Source organism: Thermogemmatispora tikiterensis, from assembly GCF_003268475.1.
Taxonomy (GTDB): domain Bacteria; phylum Chloroflexota; class Ktedonobacteria; order Ktedonobacterales; family Ktedonobacteraceae; genus Thermogemmatispora; species Thermogemmatispora tikiterensis.
Genome location: NZ_MCIF01000002.1, coordinates 1,918,509 through 1,937,887 on the forward strand (window position 1 = coordinate 1,918,509; position 19,379 = coordinate 1,937,887).

Sequence of the window (19,379 nt, forward strand, 5' to 3'; positions counted from 1 at the left end):
CTCTACCAGTGAAGAAAACGCCGGCTTGCTTCTCCCTTGCTCGCCGGGCGAGGCGTACAAGGCTAGTGCCGGCTTACTCTTTCTCGATGCGAAAAACCAGCTCCCCCGGAAAAGAGAAACGTTCGAGTCGCCAGCCGCAATCAGCAACCAGGGCGCGAAAGCGAGCCTCATAGTAAGCCGCCATCCCTCGCTTTCCACCACCCAGGCTCTGCCCGGGGAAGGAGACCAGCAAGTAGCGCGCGCGGATGGCCTGCAGGAGGTGCCTGCCAGCCTCCGGCTCAATATGCTCCAGGCACGGCAAGACTTTCAAGACAAAGGCCAGATCGACCGCCAGATCTGGCGGGGCCTGCACGATATCGCAGACGGCGGCCTCACCCGGAACCCCCAGGATCTCTAAAACAGCCTGCAGAAAGGTTGCCAGATCCTCATAGATATCACAGGCATAGTAGAAGCAGGCACCCCGGCTGGCTTGGAAGAAAGGCATCCAGGGCAAAGCCAGGGGATGGAAACCACAGGCGACATCCAGCACACGCCTCACAGGAGGCAGATCAGCCAGCAAGCGATCGTAAAAAGTGGTGAGCACAGTGAGCCGTTCACGAGTCGAGGCATGCCAGGCCATCGCGCGACGACAGATGGTGCGTAGTCCCTCCTCATCACCGCTCGCGCGCGCCTGGCGAAGCTCCGCCAGCCAGCGCTCATATGGAGCCGGGCCTGTCAGATACATGCCCGCAATCTGATGCAACCGACGCTTGGTGGCCTTGATCGCCTCCTCCAAATCAACATGCCGGGCTAGCTCACGAGCGCCCACGGCGGCGATTGTTCCCGTATATAGTGAGCGGTACTTGCGGCTCGCCCGCACCGCCTCAACCAGCTGGCTGAGCCGCTCGCCGCTCTGGTTGCTCTGCCACTCGCTCACCATGCAACAGCATTCCCAGGCGCTGCATCAACTGCATCATAAAGCGCAGATTATGGATCGTTGCCAGGCGCAGGAAGAGGGCATCGTTGACCTTAAAGAGATGATGCAGATAGGCCAGACTGTAGCGTGAACAGCAGAGACAGTCACAGAAGGCAGAGACCGGACGCCGCTCACGGCGCAGGCGCTCATCGCTGAGGTACACATAGCTAAACCAGGTCCCATCGGAATCGAGGCTACTCGTGGTAGGGTCCTCTGTAAAGCAGTACAGCCGTGCATGGCGCGCGTCGCGCGTTGGCATCGCACTGTCGAAGAGATCATATCCCATGCGCGCACAGGCCACCACATTCAGGGGATGGCCGATTCCCAGGCCATGCAGGGGAAAACGCGCCGGAATCAGCTCGCGCGTCCAGGCCACAATCTCGCTCAGCAGCTGGCCCTCGCTATCCAGCGGCCAGCCGCCGAAACCAAAGCCATCAAAGCCAATCTCCAGCAACGCCTCCGCACAGGCGCGGCGTAGCGCGAAATCGCCACCGCCCTGTACAACCGCAAACAGCAGCGGACGCCGCTCGGGCGGCAGCTTCTTCTGTTCCACCAGGCGCACAAACTCAGCCTTGCCGCGCCGTGCCCAGGCAATCGTCCGCTCGACCGACTCGCGCTGCCGCAAGGGCGGCTCATCAACATGCGTACAATCGTCCAGGCAGATCACGACATCACTGGCGTAGCTGCTCACCTGCAATTGGATACTCTTCTCAGGCGTGAGCAAGAAACGCCGTGTTGCTCCTTCTGGCTGAAAGGCCAGCCCCTTCTCAGTCAAATGGCCATAGCGAGCATTCTGGCGAATCAGTGAATAGGCTTGAAAGCCGCCCGAATCGGTCACAATCGGGCGCCGCCAGCCACTGAGCGCATGTAACCCACCGATGGCCTCCACCGCAGAGGACCCAGGGCGCTGCATCAGATGGAAGGTATTCATGACGAGCGCCTGGACTCCGCACTGCTCCAGATCAAGGCTGTCAACCGCCCGCACTACCCCATGCGTCGCGTCGGGCAAAAAGGCTGGCAGAGAGACTGCCCCATGTGGGAGCGCCAGTGCTCCACGCTTATCCACACTCATCATCACTATGCCGCTCTCAACGTGCTTGCTGCTCGCCACCGTCATTCTTCAATGCCAGTACGATACCATAGGGGGCAGATGCGGGTCAAGGTAGCTCGACGCCGGAGCCAGGCGTTGACTGACCGCCGAGGCCATCCGAGGTGAGCCAGTCCAAAACGGCTTCGGGCATCTGGGTCACGCTATCCTGCCGCTGTGAGCAGCGCGGCAGCGAGTGCAGGATAAGCTGCCCATACTCTTTGGAGATCAGCCGCCGATCAAAGATAATAACGCTATTGCGCTTACCACTGCTCCAGGCCAGGCGATTGAGCGTTCGACGCAGGCGCAGAGCGGCAACGGGCACGGTCATTTGATGGAGCTGGTCAGCATACTGCTCGGCTCGGGCCGCCAGAGGAGGATCATTGAGGGCAGGCATCGGCAACCGGGTGATAAACAGGCAGGAGGGCAGTGTCGGTAGCTCTTCAACACCTTCCCAGAAGCCTCCTGCTCCAAAGAGCATAACCCGCGGCTGCTCAGCGAAGATCTGCCAGAGCTGACGCGGAGAGCCGTCGATCCCATGACCGAGCAGCAGGATATCGCGCGCCTCCAGGGCGGCCTTGATGAAAGAGTAGGAGTTGCGCAAGGCGGCGTGTGAGGTGAATAAGACTAGAATCTGGCCCTCTAAGGCTTCGGCCATCTGCAAAATGGCCTCATCGAGACGCCGCTGATACTGGGGCATATTGGGTTCGGGAACATCATTGGGGATATAGAGCAGCGTCTGCGCACAACGATCGCCTTCCAGCGAATAGGCTGGGCAGTGCTCCATTTCCAACGCCAGCCGGCCCCGCACAAAGGAGAAATCACCAGCGACCGCTAAAGCCACGCCTGCCAAAATGGTCGCCCGCTGCGGATGAAACAGCAATCGCTTTAGCATAGGTGCAACCTGAATTGGCTGACCGTAGATGGCCGGGGCATGCTCCAGCGGCTGCTCCACTACTGGGGCCGCCGTAGCGCTGTCTAAGCCGCGCGGCTGTGGATGCACAGGGGCTGGTGGAACACGCAACCAGTAGACCATCTCCCCTTCAGTGAGAGCAAAAGCCTGGTCCCCCTGCTCTTTGAGAGCCCGCAGCCGCTGAGCGCTCATGGCAAACTCCGCTGCCAGGGCATCGCTTAACAACCCTGTCCGCTCCAGGCGCGTTCTTCCACGGCTGCCCGTTAGCAGCAAGCGTTCAGCTTCCTGAGAAAGCTCGATCACCGTCTGTAGGCGCTGCGACAGCTGACGCCAGGCATGAGCAGCCTCATCCCAGCTCTCCAGGTTTAGCAGGGAACGCTGGAGGCGCAGGGCTTGATCAAGACGCTCGGCGAAACGCGGACTCTGACCCTGCGTGCGAACTGCCTGGGAACGTCCACGATCATGACGAGAACTCTGGCTGGCAACAGGAGCGTGCAAGGCCTCATCCAGCAAGTGGGTCAGCGCCAGGAAAAAGTGGTTGGCCGCCCCACAGGCCTGACGCAGAGCCTGGAACCAGGAGAGCAAGCGGGTATCGAGATCGGCCCGCGTGACCGTGGAAGAGGAAGCCAGATTCAGGGGAGCACCAGCGGAAGGGAGAACCTCCTCGCGCAAGGCCGGAGCCGCTAGCGCCAGCAGGCCCTGGTAACGCCCATTGGGTAGCTCGATGCCGAGCGTCTGGAGGAGCGTTAGCAACCGTCCATGACTCAGTTCTACGCCGCAGCGGCGCGCCCACTCCTCTTCAAGGAGATCAACGTCGAGAATGAGGCGATACGGTATCTCAGACAAGAGGGAATGGGAAGAAGCGAGATCATCAAGCAGTCCCGCATGGGTCGTCACCACAATCTGTGCAGCTCGCACCCGCTCCTCGGCTCGCTGATAGAAGCAGTAGCCTTTGCGACGATAGGCGCAGCGCTCATAGATGCTGCCAAGACGCTCATCGCTCGCCACGAGGCGCTCGCCCCCCGAACAGATGCGTTCCCAACTCGCAACCTCGTGGGGCAACAGTGTCAACTCGCCCCGCTCACCGGTCAGCGTCTCTTGCGCCCACAGTGTGAACTTTGCAAAAGCCCGAGCCTCCTCTGAACGCGGCCCTCCTCCCACGCGCATCTGGGCGGTACCAAACCAACGATGCAGACAAAGATAGCCATCACGCTCAGCCAGATAGGCCAGGGCGAAACGCGCTCCAAGCTGCTCCTGGAGACGCGGTAGCAAGATATCTCTGATGCGATAGGCCGCCTGGGTGGAAGCGCAGCTGATCAGCAGACGCGGTAACGGTAATGAGGCCGCTCCCGTCTGCCCGGCAGCGTCTTTGAGCCATTCAAGAACCGCAAGTAGCAGAGGCACATAGTCATCGCCACCAAGCGTGGTCTCGACTAAGGCTGTCTCGCAACGGGCCAACGTCTCATGCAACAGGTGCTGTAAGGCCGCATAGCTAGTGAGGCGCTGACGCTCGCACTCTGAGCGCCTGGCTTCGAGCAAGATTTGCAGGTCAGGCGTCGCCTCCGATGCGGAGAACGCAAGAGACTGGGCTGGCAAACGAGGATGATCATCAGGGAAAGGCGTGGATGAGCGCTCCGCCTCAGCGGTCAATATGGGAAGCGGCGGGCCGGCACGCGCCACGGCAAACGAGAGGACCCGCGGGTCCATGCCCAACTGGGAGGCGAAATGCAGACCGAGGCTTCCCCAAATGGGGCCGCGCTGCAGCCCCTGCTCGCGCTGACGCTCGCGCAATTCCTGGCGGAAGAAGGTCAGCAGCGGCCAATCAGGTGGAGCATCGAGATGGGCAAGCTCCTCAAGCGCCGCCAGGTCAATTGCCTGCAGGCGCTCATAAAGGGCGAGAAAGACATGCATGGCCAGCAATGTATCGGCCATCGCTCGATGGCGCTCTGGGGAGCTGGGCACCCCCAGAAAGCGCGCCACATAGCCCAGGCTGTAGCTCGGCAGCGAGGGGAGAAGCACCGAGGCCAGCTCGAAGGTATCGATCAGCTGGTTATGATAAGCTAACCCCTGCCGGCGTAAGAAGCTGACATCAAAAGGGATGCTATGCCCAACAATCGGAAAGCTGCCGACAAACTGCTGCAGCTTGCGCGCGATCGCCTCAAACGAAGGCACCCCGATCAGCTGCCGCGGTGTGATCCCTGTCAGGCGCTGCACCCGATAAGGGATGGAACGCCCCGGCGCCACCAGCGTCTCAAGTCGATCGAGGATCGTCGTGCCCTGGAACTTGACCGCAGCCACTTCAAGGATAGCATCTTGCTCCACATGCAGGCCGGTTGTTTCCAGATCAAGCGCGACCCGGATAGGCGGCTTCTTCCCCATAGGAAATCTTTCTCTCCTGCTTGCTCATTCGCTCTTGCACTCACCTGCTGCTTGCTTGCGTAGTTAGTGATCGCTGCTCCCCTAGCCGCAAGGCCAGGCTAAGGCAGAGCGTCGAGCAGGTCGGCAGAAGTAGCGAAGGGAGGCCAGCTTGCGAGCAGTCTCCGTGCCAGTTGCGCTGCCCTTCCCCGGTGACTGATGCGATGCTTTTCCTCCGGGGACAGCTCGGCTGTGGTCTTACCAAGTTCAGGAACGAGGAAAATTGGATCGTAGCCAAAACCGTTGCTGCCGCGCGGCTCCTCGGCGATCCGGCCTTCTACGACCCCTTCGACCGCGCGACAGTAGCCCCAAGGCTCTGCAATGGCCATGCAGCAGCGGAAACGTGCTGTGCGCTGCTCTGGCGGAAGCCCCTGCAGACGCTGCAAGATAAACCGGAAGCGCTCCTCGTAAGGCGTCTCCCGCCCCATGAAACGAGCCGAATAGATACCGGGCGCACCGCCCAGGGCATCGATCTCCAGGCCCGAGTCATCAGCCAGCGCCAGCAGACCTGAAGCTTTTGCGTAGGCCCGCGCTTTTAGCTCGGCATTCTCACAGAACGTTTGCCCGGTCTCCTCCACCTCCAGCGTAAGACCGACGTCTACTGGGGAGACTACATGAAAAGGCAGGCCCTTGAAAAGCGTGCGCAGTTCCTCCAGCTTATCGCGATTCGTAGTCGCTAGCAGCAAGCGCCTTGGCTCTTGAGTGGGTTGGTCGCTCGTCTCGCGTTGCTTCATCGACTTTAGATCATTGCGGAGCAGACGCAGGTGGGAGCACTGGTCTCGTCAGAAGCCGTTAACGGGAACTGCTTCCCTTCACCCTGATTTCCTGCGCAGGCAAGACCTTCTCAGGCCCGTTCGCTCCTTGTCCCAGGCGGATAGTTTCAAATTTGATCCCATATTACCATACCGGGGCCACCTTGTCGAGAGGAGAAAAGGCCATTGAGCGCCTTGCCACCAACCTCGTGGGACCGCTGGTGGCTATATCCATCGCCGCCTTCAACTTTTTCGCTGGCTGAAACGTATCTCTCTTAGAGGGGCAAACGCCTAGACAAGCGAAGGAAAGCCTGCCAGACTGACCTGGATAAGAGATGATGAGGTACAACTCAAACGGCAGCAACGCTGCTGGCGGAGAAGCGAGACAGTCAGCGTCAGCAATGGTTCGTTCTGGCTGGCAGCAGCGGCGGGCCAACCGGACAACCGTTCAAGAAACCTTGCTGATAGGATCGAAACCAGAGCCAGTGGAGACAACACCTGTGTTGACAGATTCCGCTCAGCAGGAGCCACCGCTCCTGGCTGGCGGCTTTGCTCATCTCCTTCGATCACTGCGCGAATACGACGGGCAGCTCTATCACCACTCGCTACATGTCTACTTGCTTACAGCCCCGCTCCTACAGGCTCTCCGCCTGTCGGTACATGAGAGTATCCTGATCGAGCTGGCAGCCCTCTTCCATGATCTTGGCAAAGTGGCGCTGCCCAGACAGCTCCTGCATAAGGCAACAGCGTTGACCGCAGAGGAATTTGCCCAGATTCGCACTCACTGTTTGAAAGGAGCGTTACTCCTGAGCCGTCTGCAAGCCCCCCAGGTCATGGTACGCGCTGTCTACCACCATCACGAGCGCTGGGATGGTCACGGCTATCCGACCGGGCTGGCCGGCGAGGCGATTCCTCTCGGGGCTCGTCTGATTGCGATCAGCGATGCTTTTGCCGTCATGACCAGCGGACGCAGCTACCAGGTGCCACGCCCCCCCCCTCCAGGCCCTGACGGAGCTTCGGCGCCATGCCGGCACCCAGTTTGATCCAGCCCTGGTCGAGCTTTTTGTTCTGGTTTTCAAGACACGGGAGGCACCGTACCAGGTAGCAGCACCGCCATTAGCTGGAGGAGCTCCTCTAGATCAAAAGGCTTACGCAACAGATAGATACCGCGACGGCGTAGCTCTTCAAGCGGCAGGTCACTCCAGGCTGTGATAAGCACGGTGGGCACGTTGCGCATGGTCTCAATCTCTTGCAGACGATCATAGAGTTCCAGACCATGCATACGCGGTAGCCAATAGTCTAACAGGATCAGTGCCGGCCTGACGTGCGGAGCCGCATACAGCGTCAGCTCGCTTTCGCCTATCCACAACGGGCGATAGTCCGTACGTTCTAGAATAACCATTTGTAACAGCTCGCTGACGTCACGATCATCATCTATAATGAGCACTGTCTTGCTTTCCTTCATAGGTCAGCCTGCAACTACTCTTGGCAAAAGCGACAACCATCTCGACAGAATAGCACTACTCGCCCCCTTCGATAGAGACGCATCAGCCCCCTCAGAGGCACGGCTCTTTCAGAGAGTACTATTTTTGCCCTCGCTCATCCCGACCCTGCCCAGACGGCCCGCACAAGATGCTCAGGCACCAAACCTTACCATTCCTCTTTGCCCCGATCCTCTTCTGACCTCGCGGGCCGCCTGCATCCCGGAAATGAAGACGCCCACGCCGGTCGATGCGGATAGCAGTTCTGCCAGAATATATCTCCACACCACTTTCAGCCACTCTCCTGCGCCCACGACGCTCCTGGCCTCTGTACCAGAACTGATGCTTGACAGCCGCTCTAGACGAGGAGTATAATTAAACGCGGTAAACAGCCCAGGTGGCTAGCCCTCGCACCGGTGTAACCAGTGTGAGAGCACTGGAGTCGTTTAGCCAACCCAATTCCAGCCGGTGTAGCTCAGTGGTAGAGCAGCGCCCTCGTAATGCGCAGGCCGTCGGTTCGAGTCCGACCACCGGCTCTTTCTTCAGCCCTTTCCTGGTATCTCCCTCTATTGCCTCCACTCCTCATTCTACAGCGTAATTGTCCCTCTTCTCTCCCTTCGCTGGAAACCTGCCTCCCCCGATCGCTGCAGGCCACACCAGCCAGGTCGCCGAGCGGAGAGACCTACGGACTTAAGAGGCGCTTAAGTCCTTCTTCTTCTCGGTTCGCCCTCTGCACTGCTTTCAATAATTGACCTTTGTTTTGCCCCTCCACACTGACCCTTTATCCTCCCCACGCGGCCAATCACTCACCGTTCAAGCCCTGCCAGTCGGCCTCACTGGCTGCGAACATGCTGCCGATAGCAGCGATAATGAGACAGAAGCAGGTTACCCCCCCAATAATGTACCACCAGCTGCCATTAGGAATAAGCGCCGGAATCCAGGAGAAAATAAGAGAATCGACAACAGCAAAAAGCGACGAGAGGAGGCCGAGCACCACGCTTCCCCAGAGGACCGGCGCCGGTAAGATCAGCTGAGCGTGGAAGGCCTCGCGATTGCGCAAGGCCAGCATGATCAGGTTGGCAAAGAGAAATGAGGCAGAGGTGGCCCAGACCAGAGTCGACGAGGCCAGCATCACATTGTAGACTTCAGTGGTCAGGTCGACAGGAGAGCCGACGTGCACTACTAGCGGGGCCACAATGAAGATAAGGGCGGCGAGTATGATAGCCATGAGTGTCTGGAAGAGAATGGCCCTGGCTGGAATCCGGCTGCGGCTCAGGCGTCCCACCCCAGCAGGAAGCCGCTGATCAATCCCCGCCACCAGCAGCAGGCGAGCATAGCTGCAGTTGTAGGCCACAATGGCCGCGAAAAAAAAGATGATCAGGCAAACAGCCATAAGATTGCCAGCCATTTTGCCAAGGCTGAGATCAACCGTGGCTACCAATGCCGGCAGCAGGGCCCCACTGGTCGGCCCCTCGACGATGAGCAGAGCTGTCGTCGCAATCAAATAGCCGAGCAGGACGACAAGCGGCCCCCAGCAGAGATGGCGCGTTATCACCCGCCGGTGCTTGAGTTCTCCGGCCATGTTGAGCGGCGTCTCGGCCCCGAGATAGGCCAGTATGACTAGACCAAAGGTGGCAATGTTCCCTCCATGCGGAGCGAGGGTCGGCAGCCAGGCCTCTACCTCCCCAAAGTCGCTCAGAGGAGCATGCCCACTGAGCAGCCACCAGGTCGCCGCTCCCCCCAGGATGACCAGCGCCCCTACAATAGCACTCGCCGCTACCAGGATCACATTCGCTACCGTCCGAAAGCGCTGGAGCGCTAGAAGGCCGGCCAGCGCCAGCGTGCCGATGATGACCAGCCCTTGCTGCCAGGGCTGCATCACCCACTGGCGATTAAGTCCCTGAATAAAGGCCAGAACATTATCTGCTGCGCTGACCATCACCAGAACGCCCGGGAACCAGGCACAAAAAGCCGCGAAGAAGCTCCAATAGCCCCCAAAAGCTTTGTGGGTCCAGTTATAGAGTGAACCCTCGTACGGGAACATCACCCCCAACTGGGCAGTAGCAATAACGCTGGGTAGAAAGAAGACAATGGCTCCCACCACCAGATAGGTGAGCGCCGCTGGCCCCGCTGTACTCGCTGTGTTGGCATTGGTAATGAAGAAGACAATGACGATAAAAAAGGCGGTCATTTCAACGGTGCCTAACACTGCCGGCATGGCCTTGACCACGTATTCTTCTGAGGCCAGCGGCTCTTGAGCACTGTGCCACTTGCTCCTCTCCGAGTAGAGCGCCATGAGTTTCCTCCCCCTGACCTGAACCTTCCCACCTGCGCCGCAGCGACTCCACTGCCTCTGATCCGCTTTTCTTCCTCTCGCCCGGCTAGCCGGTGATGGGTCGGCTGTTCTCTAAGCTGAGTTTACTGCTTTATCTGCTTTTTGCAAGAAAATAATACAAGATTGGCCACATTTAGCTATAAATAGAAGATATTATATTTATTGAGATTGAAGTGTAAGAGGGCGGGCCAGGAGAGCCTGGTTGCTTGTGCGCAGTCCGCTCGCTCTCCTGGCCCTGAAGAGGAGGCGCAGGACGGGTTAAGGTTCGTAGACGTAGGCAGGGACGCCTCCCAGGTTCACCTGCGGGTTAGGCGACATCCCCGCGCACGATTCGCCCCATCTTCTCATAGCGCTCCGGGTCGCTGCGCGCCAGATAATTCGCATACAGCAGGCCGCAGATGATCCAGGCCAGCACGAACAGGGGCAGGATATTGGTCGGGAAGGGAGTGGGAGCAAAACCCAGCGTTGTGAAGAAGGAGCCAATGGGACCTGGGATAGCAGGCATGATGAAGGAAGCCAGCGGGACCAGCAGGACCATCGAGCTGAGCAGCGGTGTTACGACATGGCGCATGATCCCAAAGCTGGAGCGGTCAAAACGCCAGGCGAAGAGAGGGGCCGCCAGGTTGACCATGATGTAGACAATAATGAAGGCAATTGTCCCAGCCGTCGCGAGCCAGGCATAAGGGGCTAGCCCGTCTACCTGTTGATAGCCATTGCCCGGCAGGCCAAAGCCATAGCTATTCGTCCCTGGCTTCTGCGTCACCAGGGCGAAAAAGGCAATCAGCAGACAGGTAAAGAGCGACTGAGCCACAATGGCCATATGGGGACTGCGATAGCGAGGGTGAGTCTTGCCAAAGAGCGGTGGCAGGATGCCTTCCCGTCCCATAGCGTAGAGGTAGCGCACCATGCCATTGTGGAAGGCGAGACCGCAGGCCAGGGCACTGGTGCTGATAGCAATGATCATGAGGGCCTGCAACCAGCCGCCAACGTACTCGGTGGCCAGGGTGTAATAGGCAGTGCTGGGATTGGCGGCAAACTGATCAACAGCGTGCTGCCAGCCGTAGCCGATGGTGGCTGAGTAGGACGTCCAGACATAAAGGATGATCAGGAAAGCTACCACACTGAAGATCGCCACCGGTACCGCCAGGCGCGGGTTGCGTGCTTCTTCCCCGTAGACAGCTCCAGCCTCGAAGCCCACCCAGGACCAGACCCCCAGTGCCATGCCGATACCAATGCCGAGCACGCCACCTGGCGCCGCTCCTTTAAGATCCGCCCCCGCCGCGCTGAAGGTATGTAGCAGGTCATGTCCGCTCGCTCCGCCTCGCAGGCAGACCACCAGGTCGAGGATCACGAGCACGCTGATCTCCAGGATCAGGAAAGGCGCCATAGCAAAGACCGACCACTTAACGTCAAAGTAGGAGAGGAGAAAAATGAGGAGCGTGCCAATGAGCGCCCAGCTAACCCATCCACCCGGAAGATTAAGATGCAGATAGGTGGCAAATGAGCTGTTGGTGTAGGAGCCAAAGGCCCCCATTAAGGCCGCTTCAAAGAGGGCGTAGCCGCCCATCATGAGCCAGCCCGCCTGGAAGGCGGTACCTTTCCCCAAGCTGTGACTGACCCAGGTGTAAAAGCCTCCCGCCGAGGTCAACCGGCGCGAGAGATAAACAATGGAGACCCCCAGCAATAGGAGTCCAATCCCCGAGAGCAGAAAGACCAGCGGGGAAGCAGCCCCAGCCTGCTGGGCTATGGGGGGCACGTTGAAGAGCATGGCCGAGATGGGAGCCGAGCCGGCAATGCAGAAGTAGAGCACGCCTGGCAGGCCAATGACGTTCTTGTGCAGTTTGTCAACGTTGGCTTGATCAACATCTATATCTCCCTCAAGCAGCCCTTTCCGTACCAGTTCATCTTGCGTTGCCAATGTCACACCTCCATGCAAAACGTCTCCAGGCATCGCGTTGCTGGCAATCACAGGGGCGTGCTGGATAGGGAGCCGCCGGCAGGCCACCTGTCCGCGACACGCCCCTTCTCTTCTCTGAGCCGGCTCGATACTATAATAAGGAGGGAAGAGATCTTTCCCTGCTCCCTTGAGCCAACCGGGCATCAGTAAGCCTCAAAGTGGAGGTTCCCTCGCTTTGGACTGGAGCCAGAAAGCCCCCACAGGCTCCCGAGGGAATCCATCCCTAACCCCTCCGATAGGCAGTCTACTCAGTCTTGAGCAGGACTGCTATGCCGGTCCTATGATTAGGAGTATTTGCTTACTCTCTTACCTGTAGCAGACAGATGGCCAGTCCGTGAACAGTGGCGAGAAACAGCGAGCAGAGGAAGGGAGAAAGGAAGGAGAGGGTCAGGGCCTGCCCGGAAGTCGGCTTTTGGCCTTTCCACATCTTCCCCACAATCGACTATCCTGCCATCTCCCGGTTGCTCGCGCTTCAGACAGGACACCCAAGCCTTACAAGCCAGGTTCTAGAGGCGCTCGCCGCTTCCTCCAAAGCCCAGGAATGAGTGTGAGATCATACCGCGGCTCAGTAGAGCTTCAGAGGGGGAATGGCGGGCAGCTTTCGCGGAACACCTGGACCTTGCTATCGACGTCGACCATATTCATATGCATGGCCGGCGGTACCATCAGGCTGAGGGTAAGGATCTTGCGATTGAGTTCACGCAGGGTTGCCTCGTAGTCGCGCAACGCCTGAGCCAGAGCGGCGTTGAAAGCCCGTTTCTCGCTGGGGAAAGGAGGGACACGGCGTCTGGCCAGTCGCTGACGTCGCTCGCGCAATCTGGCCAGTCTGGCCTCTGCCTGCTGCAGCTCGCCGCGAATCTCCTTTGCCAGCTCGATCTCCTGGGGAGCGAAGCCATTGCTCTTGAGCAGATGATAGGCCAGCTCTTTCTCCCGCGCATAGGGATTCTCATCCAGCTGCAACGGCTTGCCCATGCCCGGCAGATGATCAAACACGCCCCGCTCCTGGGCCTCGCGAATCTGGTCCTCAACAAAGTCTCGAAAGCGCCGCTCGTCGTACCCCCCCTTGCCCCGCTCACCTTCACTCTCTGATCCTTCTTGCCGCTGTTGCCTCTGGTAGAACGATCTCTGTTTCTCTACATTCATAAACTGCCCCTTCTTCTCCTTCTCCTATCCTGGCTAATGCTCACCTTCTCTTTCCGTCAGAGGGGAGTCCACCGTCAAGGCCAAGCCATCTGTTTGCATCTGCGTCTGACCTCGACTGTAGAGGGTCGCGTTCAGACACTGCTCTACAAGCTCATAAACCGTGCTCAGGGGTAGTCCGCGTTCTTGAGCCAGACGACGACAGCTCTCGTACTCTGGCGCGGCACTCACCACGCGCTCACCCAGACGTTTGACCTTGATCGTCACCGGTCCTAGCGGGGTGAGCAGCTCTTCCTGCTGGCGCTGAGCCTTGAGACGCTGCATCTGCTGCAAGCGCACGCCGAGTGTTCCCGAGGAGCGCAGGATCAGCCTCGCCAGCTCCTCGCTCTGCTCCGGACGCGCCAGGACGCTCAGTAGGGTAGCGGGACGATTCTTCTTCATCTGCAGAGGCGAGAAAGTCACATCAAGCGCCCCCGCAGCTAGCAGCTCGTCCATCAAGGCCCCTAACAGCTCGGGCGTCGTATTATCCAGGTTGCTCTCGATAAGGGTCACCCAATCACGATCTAATTCTTCTCCCACAGTACCGTCTACGCGCTCAGCCATGCCGAGACAAAGGCGTAGACAATTCGGCCAGGGGAGCTGACGATGGCCAAAGCCATAGCCCACCCGTTCGATACGGATGGCGGGCAGCTCAAAGCGCGCGAGCGTAGCGAGGATCGCCGCCCCGGTTGGGGTGACTAGCTCTCCCTCTGCCGGGCAGGGACGCCACGGGGCCGCCACGCGACGCAGAATCTCTAAGGTGGCCGGAGCTGGAACAGGCAACAGCCCATGCGCCGTCTTAACCATGCCACTGGTGAGCGGTAGAGGCGAAGCATAGAGCTGCTTGATGCCGAGCGCTTCAACGGCGATCGCCGCTCCAACAATGTCGATAATAGCATCAACAGCACCCACTTCGTGAAAATGCACTTCTTCAGGCGCTACGCCGTGTACGCTTGCCTCTGCTTCCGCCAGCGTGCGAAAGATTGCCAGGGCCCGCTCACGAACCCGACCGGGCAAGGGAGCATCCTCCACAAGCTGACGGATCTCAGACCAATGCCGCTCTGGCTGATGAGGGTTCTCTAAGATCACTTCGAAGCGTTGACCGTTGATTCCCCCCTGCTCTACTGGCTCCCGGCGTAGCCGGTAGCCTTCCACCGGCAGCAGCGCCAACATCTCCTGCAGGTCACTCCACGAGAGCCCCGCATCAAGCATCGCCCCCAAGAACATGTTGCCACTTATCCCCGAATAGCAATCCAGATAGCCTATCATTTACCCTCCTTGTTGTTGCAAACGGCCTCGCCAGTGACAGTGCACAGCCTGGCCTGGCTCGCGACCAGCACCCGCTTCCCTCAGCCTGAGATGAGGCAGATAGCAAGGCTTTTTTCGACTTTGGCCAGACCCAAGGGTATAATTAAGAGATTGGCAAGAGACCATCTTCGTTTTCCTAGAACAAGACAGGTAACTCGTTCTGAGCTTTCTGCGAAGGGGTCTTAAAGGTGAAGAATTACATGACGATGCTTCGCACTTGCCTGCGCCTCCTGTGCGGGGTCCTGGTAACCATTGGGTTGCTCAACCTCGCCAGCTTGATAATGCTACCACGCCTTTTGGGTTCGGCCAACGCTGTGATCTACAGCAGTCTTGTCCTGGTAACCGCTCAGATCTTCATTGTCGGCTGCGCATTCCTCAAGATCACCAGCGAGGTACGCCAGATCGACCAGGAAGGTCGGCAACTCCGCCAGCAAAACGAGCAGCTTATCGAGGATCAAAAGAACCGCGAACAACTACTGCTCATCCTCAATCACGAGGTCAGAACGCCACTTGCTGCCATCAAGGGCTATGCCGAGCTGCTGCGTTGTTACCGCGAGCAAATTCCAGGAGAAGTTTGGGATCAATATCTTCAACAAATCAATCACGCCTGTGATGAAGCCACCTTTATCCTGGATTCAATTATTCTGCCTCAGCGAGCTGGCGAGCAGAACGGGGCCGAGCGTCTTGACCTCAAAGAAGCAGTCCTCTCTGTGCTGGCCTCCTTTGCTCCCCGTCTGCAATTCGAACAGCGGACGCTTGAGTTGCAGATGAGCAACTGCGACGTAATAGCCCAGCCCCTGCAACTGCGTCAGGTGCTGCGCAATCTAGTTAATAATGCTCTTTCCTACTCCAATCCCGGTAGCCGCCTGCGGATTACTCTCACTACCGCCAGGCCAGCCAGCGCCCCGCTGCTCTCCGACGCAGAAGATCAGCAGGGGCGGCGCATCTACCTCGCTATCCAGGACGAGGGCATCGGTATCCCACCCGAGGAGCAGCAACGACTCTTTCAGCCGTTTCAGCGTCTGGAGAGCGCTCTGCATCTGGCTCCCCAGGGGAAGGGTCTTGGCCTCTATCTCAGCAAACGACTGCTTGAAGAGATGGGGGGAGAGATTTGGCTGGAAAGCACAGGCCAGCCCGGTAAAGGGACCTGCGTCTGGCTGAGCCTGCGTCAGATTTGAGCCGCGCTGCACCATCGGGTGACCACTCACCTCGTCCTGCACTCGCCCGCAGTCCGGCCCATCTTTCAGAGGCCAGATCCTGAAGCCTTCGCTGCGCAACCATTTTCCTTCCCCGTCTGCCCATCCGGCCAACGCCTCGCCTATATCCCCCCGCGCTCCCCTCTCACCCTGGTCTCTCCCATCACTCACCGACTGTCGGAGCCCCACCTGCGCCAACGCCTCTCTACTTGCCCTGCTGATGAAAGGCGAGCGCATTGCGATAGACATCGACATAGCGCACAGCGGAAGCATGCCAGGAGTAGTCAGCAGCCATTCCGCGACGCTGGAGATCGCGCCAGATGTCCGGGAAGCGATACAACTCCAGCGCTCGCACAATAGCGGCAAACAGCTCCCAGGGGTCATAACGCGTAAAAGTAAAGCCGTTTCCCTCGCCGCTGCGCGGGTCATACTCATGCACCGTATCGGCCAGGCCTCCCACACTATGCACAATGGGCACGCTGCCATAGCGCATCGCGATCATCTGTCCCAGGCCACACGGTTCGAAACGCGAGGGCATCAGGAACATATCGCTGCCACTATAGATGCGATGAGCTAACTCCGTATTGAAGGTGAAGAAGCTGGCTACCTGCTCTGGATACTGCTGCTCTAGGCTTTGGAAGAGCTCCTGATAGTGCGGATCACCGATCCCCAGGACCACGAACTGCACCCCTTGAGCCAGCAGTGGATGGGCAATTTGAGCCAGGAGATCGAAGCCCTTCTGATCGGTCAGGCGCGAGATCATCGCCAGCAGGGGGACGTCGGGGCGTATGGGCAAGTGCGCCTGTTGCTGAAGCGCTCGCTTGTTCTCCGCCCGCCGCTCTAGTGTATTAGAATCGAAGGTGGCAGCAATGTAGCGATCATTGGCAGGATTCCACTCTTCATAGTCAATACCATTTAGGATGCCGAAGAGTCGATCCTTGCGCGAACGAAGTAAATGATCGAGCTTCTCGCCAAAGGCGGGCGTCAGAATCTCTTGAGCGTAACGCTCACTGACTGTGGTAATGGCATCGGCGAAGAGGATCCCGCGCCCCATGATATCGACCACGTTCGCCAGCTCCGCAATCTGCGGATAGAGAAAGCCATTGGCCGCCACCCCAGCCACTTCGAGGATGCGATAGCCAAAGATACCGTGATAAGCCAGATTATGGATAGTATAGACGGTGGCGGCCCCCCCATAAAAGGGGTCATGGCGATAGATAGTGTGCATCCAATTCGGCACAATGCCGGTGTGCCAGTCGTTGCAGTGAATAATATCGGGTGACCAGTCGAGCGCGCGCATGGCTTCGAGGGCAGCGCGACAGAACAAAATGAAGCGCTCGCCATCGTCGGTGTAGCCATAGACATTCTCGCGTTCAAAAAAGCGGGGAGCATCGATCATGTAGACAGGAATATCGTTACCGATCGTGCCCCGGCGCACGCTCACCTTTGCCTGGAACTTATTCATATCCACCGTGATGCTATCGAGCGCCGGCGTGAGCTGAAAGCGCTCAGGATCAACCTGGCGATAGCGCGGCATGGCCAGGCGTACATCATGCCCCAGGGCCTGCAGGGCCTTGGGGAGGGCCCCTACAACATCCGCCAGGCCGCCGACCTTGACAAAGGGCACGATTTCCGCGGCGAGAATTAAAATCTTGAGCGGACTCTCACACTGCATACTGCCTACCTGGTCTTCCCGTTTTCACAATCTGTCCCCCATTATACATCATTCCGCGCCCAAAAAGAGAGCGCCGCAGGCCGTGGTCTGGTCCGTCTCCTCACTTTGCGGATACCAGCCAGCCTTGCGACGCTTCAGAGAGCGCTGAGCCGCTCTTTTCCTGCCCCAGCAGCTTTTCGCTGCCTTTCTTGATCAGACTACACCTTATAGCGATTACGCACCAGGAAGTAGAACTGAAGAGCAGCGAGCAAGCCCATCAGGATGAAGACAATGATAGCATCAGGCGCGCCCTTGCCGGGAATCAGTAGGCCCGGCGTAAAGGTAATATTCGGCTCTGTTTCACGGAAGCCCGGGATGGAGAAGAAGGCAAAGGCGGCAATATAGACGAAGAGACAGGTCCCCACCACGAGCCACTGACCGAGACAGCCGAGATTGCGCTCGCCCACCACGGCGAACTCGCGCCGCGCCACACTCGTCCAGATCGTGACCATGACCAGCGTGCCGCCACAGAGGAGCAGCGCGATCAGCGCCTCTTCAGGATGCAAGTGGGTCACCAGGGTCGCCAACCCCAGAACCGCCGCTACCCAGAAGCTTCCAATGATTACCATGTTACGGTTGGTGCGCCAGACGCGGATAGCTGCCATCAGCAGGACAAAGAAGTTCATCGTCAAGAAGGCATCGACAATGTAACCAGCCTGCTGGGAGAAGGTGCAGGAACCGGGCACCACCGACTTACGGGCACATACCGTCAGCCAGTCTCCGAGGCCCGCCAACGACCAGCTGTGAATCCAGTCGAGCAAAGGATAGAGGAAGAACCAGAGCAGCAGGAAGGCCAGGCCGAAGGGCAGGAGATTGACCCCCACTGCATAAAAAGGCGCCATCACACGCTTGCGCACTGGGCGCATCAGGTAATGGAGGCGCAGGGCAAAAGCTCCCAAAGTTGCAGCCACAGCAATGGCCAGCAGCGTGCCCTCGATGGCGTTCACCACGAAAAGGCCGGTGATCATCCCACAGCCCTTTGCCAGGTCGATCGCCGTGGGGCAGGCCGGGTTGATGCGGGCCGCCAGGGCATTGGGATCAACCAGCATCGAGAAGAGCATGTAGGCAAAGAGGACCACGCTACCTAGCACCGTGAGGCCACGAATCGTCGGTGTGGTCCCCGGATCACTGCGATCCGGATCGCTCTGCTCCTTGAGCGCCAGACTACCGTAGAACATGGCAGCAGCTCCGGCGATGAGGAGCACAACGGCGATCAGCACAAAATCAACAGCCCCCGGCTCCAACCAGAGCACATTTCCATCGAGGAGCGGGTTCCAGAAGAAGTTCGCTGATGGAAAGTACTGGCTGTTAGTCGTGACCCCCCCCGCCGTCACCGGGGTAAGCACCGCCCAGAGGAGCAGCGCCAGCCCCCCTACGAAGAGCACCAGACCCAGGCCGATGAAGAGCATGGGCGGCAGCACCGGCTTGGGGTCAAAGAGCAGGACTATAACCTCAACGATGAAGAAGCCGAGCAGGCAGACCAGACCGAGGGCAAGCGAGCCTTGCTCCATGCCCTGCAGGGTGGAAGCCGTCAGCTCATCGAAAATATAGCCCGGAAGCTGCCCGATCAGCAAGGCCGTAATGAAGAAGAAGCCGACACCAAAGATCAGGGCACGTGCCCACGACATGCGCTCAGGCAGCTCCCGTGGTTGAACTCTCTGCATAGTTGCCAGCCCTTTCAACGACATGTACCACAAACAGTTGCGGCGACATGCTTGATATGGGGCACGAAGCCCCGCTCTGATCACCGCGTCTTTCGCCGTAGCAGTAAACCTTGCCCGGCCTCTCACCAGTCTACGACAGGTCGGCACCTCCAGGCATGGTCTTGTAGATCCACATGCCAGGAGAACGCCCCGAGAGCAGCTAACTCTTTGTCTGCCTGCCCTCCCGGCTGGTGATCTCCTGGCCAGTCAGTCAGTTTCTTGCGCGGCGAAAGACGCTTTGACGCTTATCTGCACTGAGGCAGGGCGTCCACACAGACTCCAGTATCCATATGGTTGCCAGTACCCTGCCCGGGCTCTCTCCTCTTCCCTGCCCAGCTCGACGGAGCAGCGCGAGAAGAGTCAGCAGGCATGGCACGCAGCCGG

At 58.9% G+C, this 19,379-nt stretch carries 12 protein-coding genes, 1 tRNA gene and 1 pseudogene; 3 read left to right on the top strand and 11 right to left on the bottom strand.

Going from position 1 to position 19,379, the window contains the following annotated elements:
* Nucleotides 1–73: 73 nt before the first annotated feature.
* The 4 genes from A4R35_RS07695 to rdgB form a co-directional block, all read right to left on the bottom strand.
* The gene (locus A4R35_RS07695) at nucleotides 74–919 is read right to left on the bottom strand and encodes a class I SAM-dependent methyltransferase (protein ID WP_112428107.1); all 846 of its coding nucleotides are present in this window, start codon (nucleotides 917–919) and stop codon (nucleotides 74–76) included.
* Nucleotides 864–2,066, bottom strand: a complete 1,203-nt coding sequence (locus tag A4R35_RS07700; protein ID WP_223258246.1) for a tRNA-ribosyltransferase family protein — start codon at nucleotides 2,064–2,066, stop codon at nucleotides 864–866. Before A4R35_RS07700 ends, A4R35_RS07695 begins: the two co-directional genes overlap by 56 nt.
* Nucleotides 2,067–2,112: 46 nt before the next feature.
* The gene (locus A4R35_RS07705; protein WP_112428109.1) at nucleotides 2,113–5,334 is read right to left on the bottom strand and encodes an exonuclease domain-containing protein; all 3,222 of its coding nucleotides are present in this window, start codon (nucleotides 5,332–5,334) and stop codon (nucleotides 2,113–2,115) included.
* 98 nt (nucleotides 5,335–5,432) lie between these two features.
* Nucleotides 5,433–6,104, bottom strand: a complete 672-nt coding sequence (rdgB, locus tag A4R35_RS07710; RefSeq protein ID WP_112428111.1) for an RdgB/HAM1 family non-canonical purine NTP pyrophosphatase — start codon at nucleotides 6,102–6,104, stop codon at nucleotides 5,433–5,435.
* A gap of 518 nt (nucleotides 6,105–6,622) precedes the next feature.
* Between rdgB and A4R35_RS07715 the strand changes: the two genes are divergently transcribed.
* Nucleotides 6,623–7,165 (top strand): HD-GYP domain-containing protein, encoded by a 543-nt coding sequence (locus A4R35_RS07715; RefSeq protein ID WP_189361501.1) that lies wholly within the window; start codon nucleotides 6,623–6,625, stop codon nucleotides 7,163–7,165.
* Nucleotides 7,166–7,197: 32 nt separating this feature from the next.
* On the opposite strand, the gene A4R35_RS07720 is transcribed toward A4R35_RS07715, so the two are convergent.
* Nucleotides 7,198–7,569, bottom strand: a complete 372-nt coding sequence (locus A4R35_RS07720; RefSeq protein ID WP_189361507.1) for a response regulator — start codon at nucleotides 7,567–7,569, stop codon at nucleotides 7,198–7,200.
* A 498-nt stretch (nucleotides 7,570–8,067) separates the two neighbouring features.
* Here A4R35_RS07720 and A4R35_RS07725 point away from each other — a divergent pair.
* A tRNA-Thr gene (locus A4R35_RS07725) sits at nucleotides 8,068–8,139 on the top strand.
* 266 nt (nucleotides 8,140–8,405) lie between these two features.
* On the opposite strand, the gene A4R35_RS07730 is transcribed toward A4R35_RS07725, so the two are convergent.
* The 4 genes and pseudogenes from A4R35_RS07730 to larC form a co-directional block, all read right to left on the bottom strand.
* On the bottom strand, nucleotides 8,406–9,899 hold the full coding sequence (locus A4R35_RS07730; RefSeq protein WP_112428117.1) for an APC family permease: 1,494 nt from the start codon (nucleotides 9,897–9,899) through the stop codon (nucleotides 8,406–8,408).
* A 346-nt stretch (nucleotides 9,900–10,245) separates the two neighbouring features.
* Complete coding sequence (locus A4R35_RS07735) at nucleotides 10,246–11,856, bottom strand: APC family permease (protein WP_189361509.1); 1,611 nt, start codon at nucleotides 11,854–11,856, stop codon at nucleotides 10,246–10,248.
* Nucleotides 11,857–12,471: 615 nt separating this feature from the next.
* Nucleotides 12,472–13,038, bottom strand: coding sequence for a DnaJ family domain-containing protein (locus A4R35_RS07740; protein WP_112428121.1), 567 nt, complete (start codon nucleotides 13,036–13,038; stop codon nucleotides 12,472–12,474).
* Nucleotides 13,039–13,176: 138 nt separating this feature from the next.
* Nucleotides 13,177–14,343, bottom strand: a pseudogene (larC, locus tag A4R35_RS07745) (nickel pincer cofactor biosynthesis protein LarC); the annotation flags it as partial.
* A gap of 239 nt (nucleotides 14,344–14,582) precedes the next feature.
* Here larC and A4R35_RS07750 point away from each other — a divergent pair.
* Nucleotides 14,583–15,560 (top strand): sensor histidine kinase, encoded by a 978-nt coding sequence (locus tag A4R35_RS07750; protein WP_112428125.1) that lies wholly within the window; start codon nucleotides 14,583–14,585, stop codon nucleotides 15,558–15,560.
* 223 nt (nucleotides 15,561–15,783) lie between these two features.
* On the opposite strand, the gene glgA is transcribed toward A4R35_RS07750, so the two are convergent.
* Entirely contained in the window at nucleotides 15,784–17,253 is a 1,470-nt protein-coding gene (gene glgA / locus A4R35_RS07755) for a glycogen synthase GlgA (RefSeq protein ID WP_112428127.1), read from the bottom strand.
* 197 nt (nucleotides 17,254–17,450) lie between these two features.
* Nucleotides 17,451–18,956 (bottom strand): hypothetical protein, encoded by a 1,506-nt coding sequence (locus tag A4R35_RS07760; RefSeq protein ID WP_146747140.1) that lies wholly within the window; start codon nucleotides 18,954–18,956, stop codon nucleotides 17,451–17,453.
* Nucleotides 18,957–19,379: the final 423 nt, after the last annotated feature.

Excerpts from the sequence above, each read along its gene's own strand:
- A4R35_RS07695 (WP_112428107.1), bottom strand. The coding sequence starts at position 919 with ATGGTGAGCGAGTGGCAGAGCAACCAGAGCGGCGAGCGGCTCAGCCAG.
- A4R35_RS07705 (WP_112428109.1), bottom strand. The coding sequence starts at position 5,334 with ATGGGGAAGAAGCCGCCTATCCGGGTCGCGCTTGATCTGGAAACAACC.
- rdgB (WP_112428111.1), bottom strand. The coding sequence starts at position 6,104 with ATGAAGCAACGCGAGACGAGCGACCAACCCACTCAAGAGCCAAGGCGC.
- A4R35_RS07730 (WP_112428117.1), bottom strand. The coding sequence starts at position 9,899 with ATGGCGCTCTACTCGGAGAGGAGCAAGTGGCACAGTGCTCAAGAGCCG.
- A4R35_RS07740 (WP_112428121.1), bottom strand. The coding sequence starts at position 13,038 with ATGAATGTAGAGAAACAGAGATCGTTCTACCAGAGGCAACAGCGGCAA.
- A4R35_RS07750 (WP_112428125.1), top strand. The coding sequence starts at position 14,583 with ATGACGATGCTTCGCACTTGCCTGCGCCTCCTGTGCGGGGTCCTGGTA.
- glgA (WP_112428127.1), bottom strand. The coding sequence starts at position 17,253 with ATGCAGTGTGAGAGTCCGCTCAAGATTTTAATTCTCGCCGCGGAAATC.
- A4R35_RS07760 (WP_146747140.1), bottom strand. The coding sequence starts at position 18,956 with ATGCAGAGAGTTCAACCACGGGAGCTGCCTGAGCGCATGTCGTGGGCA.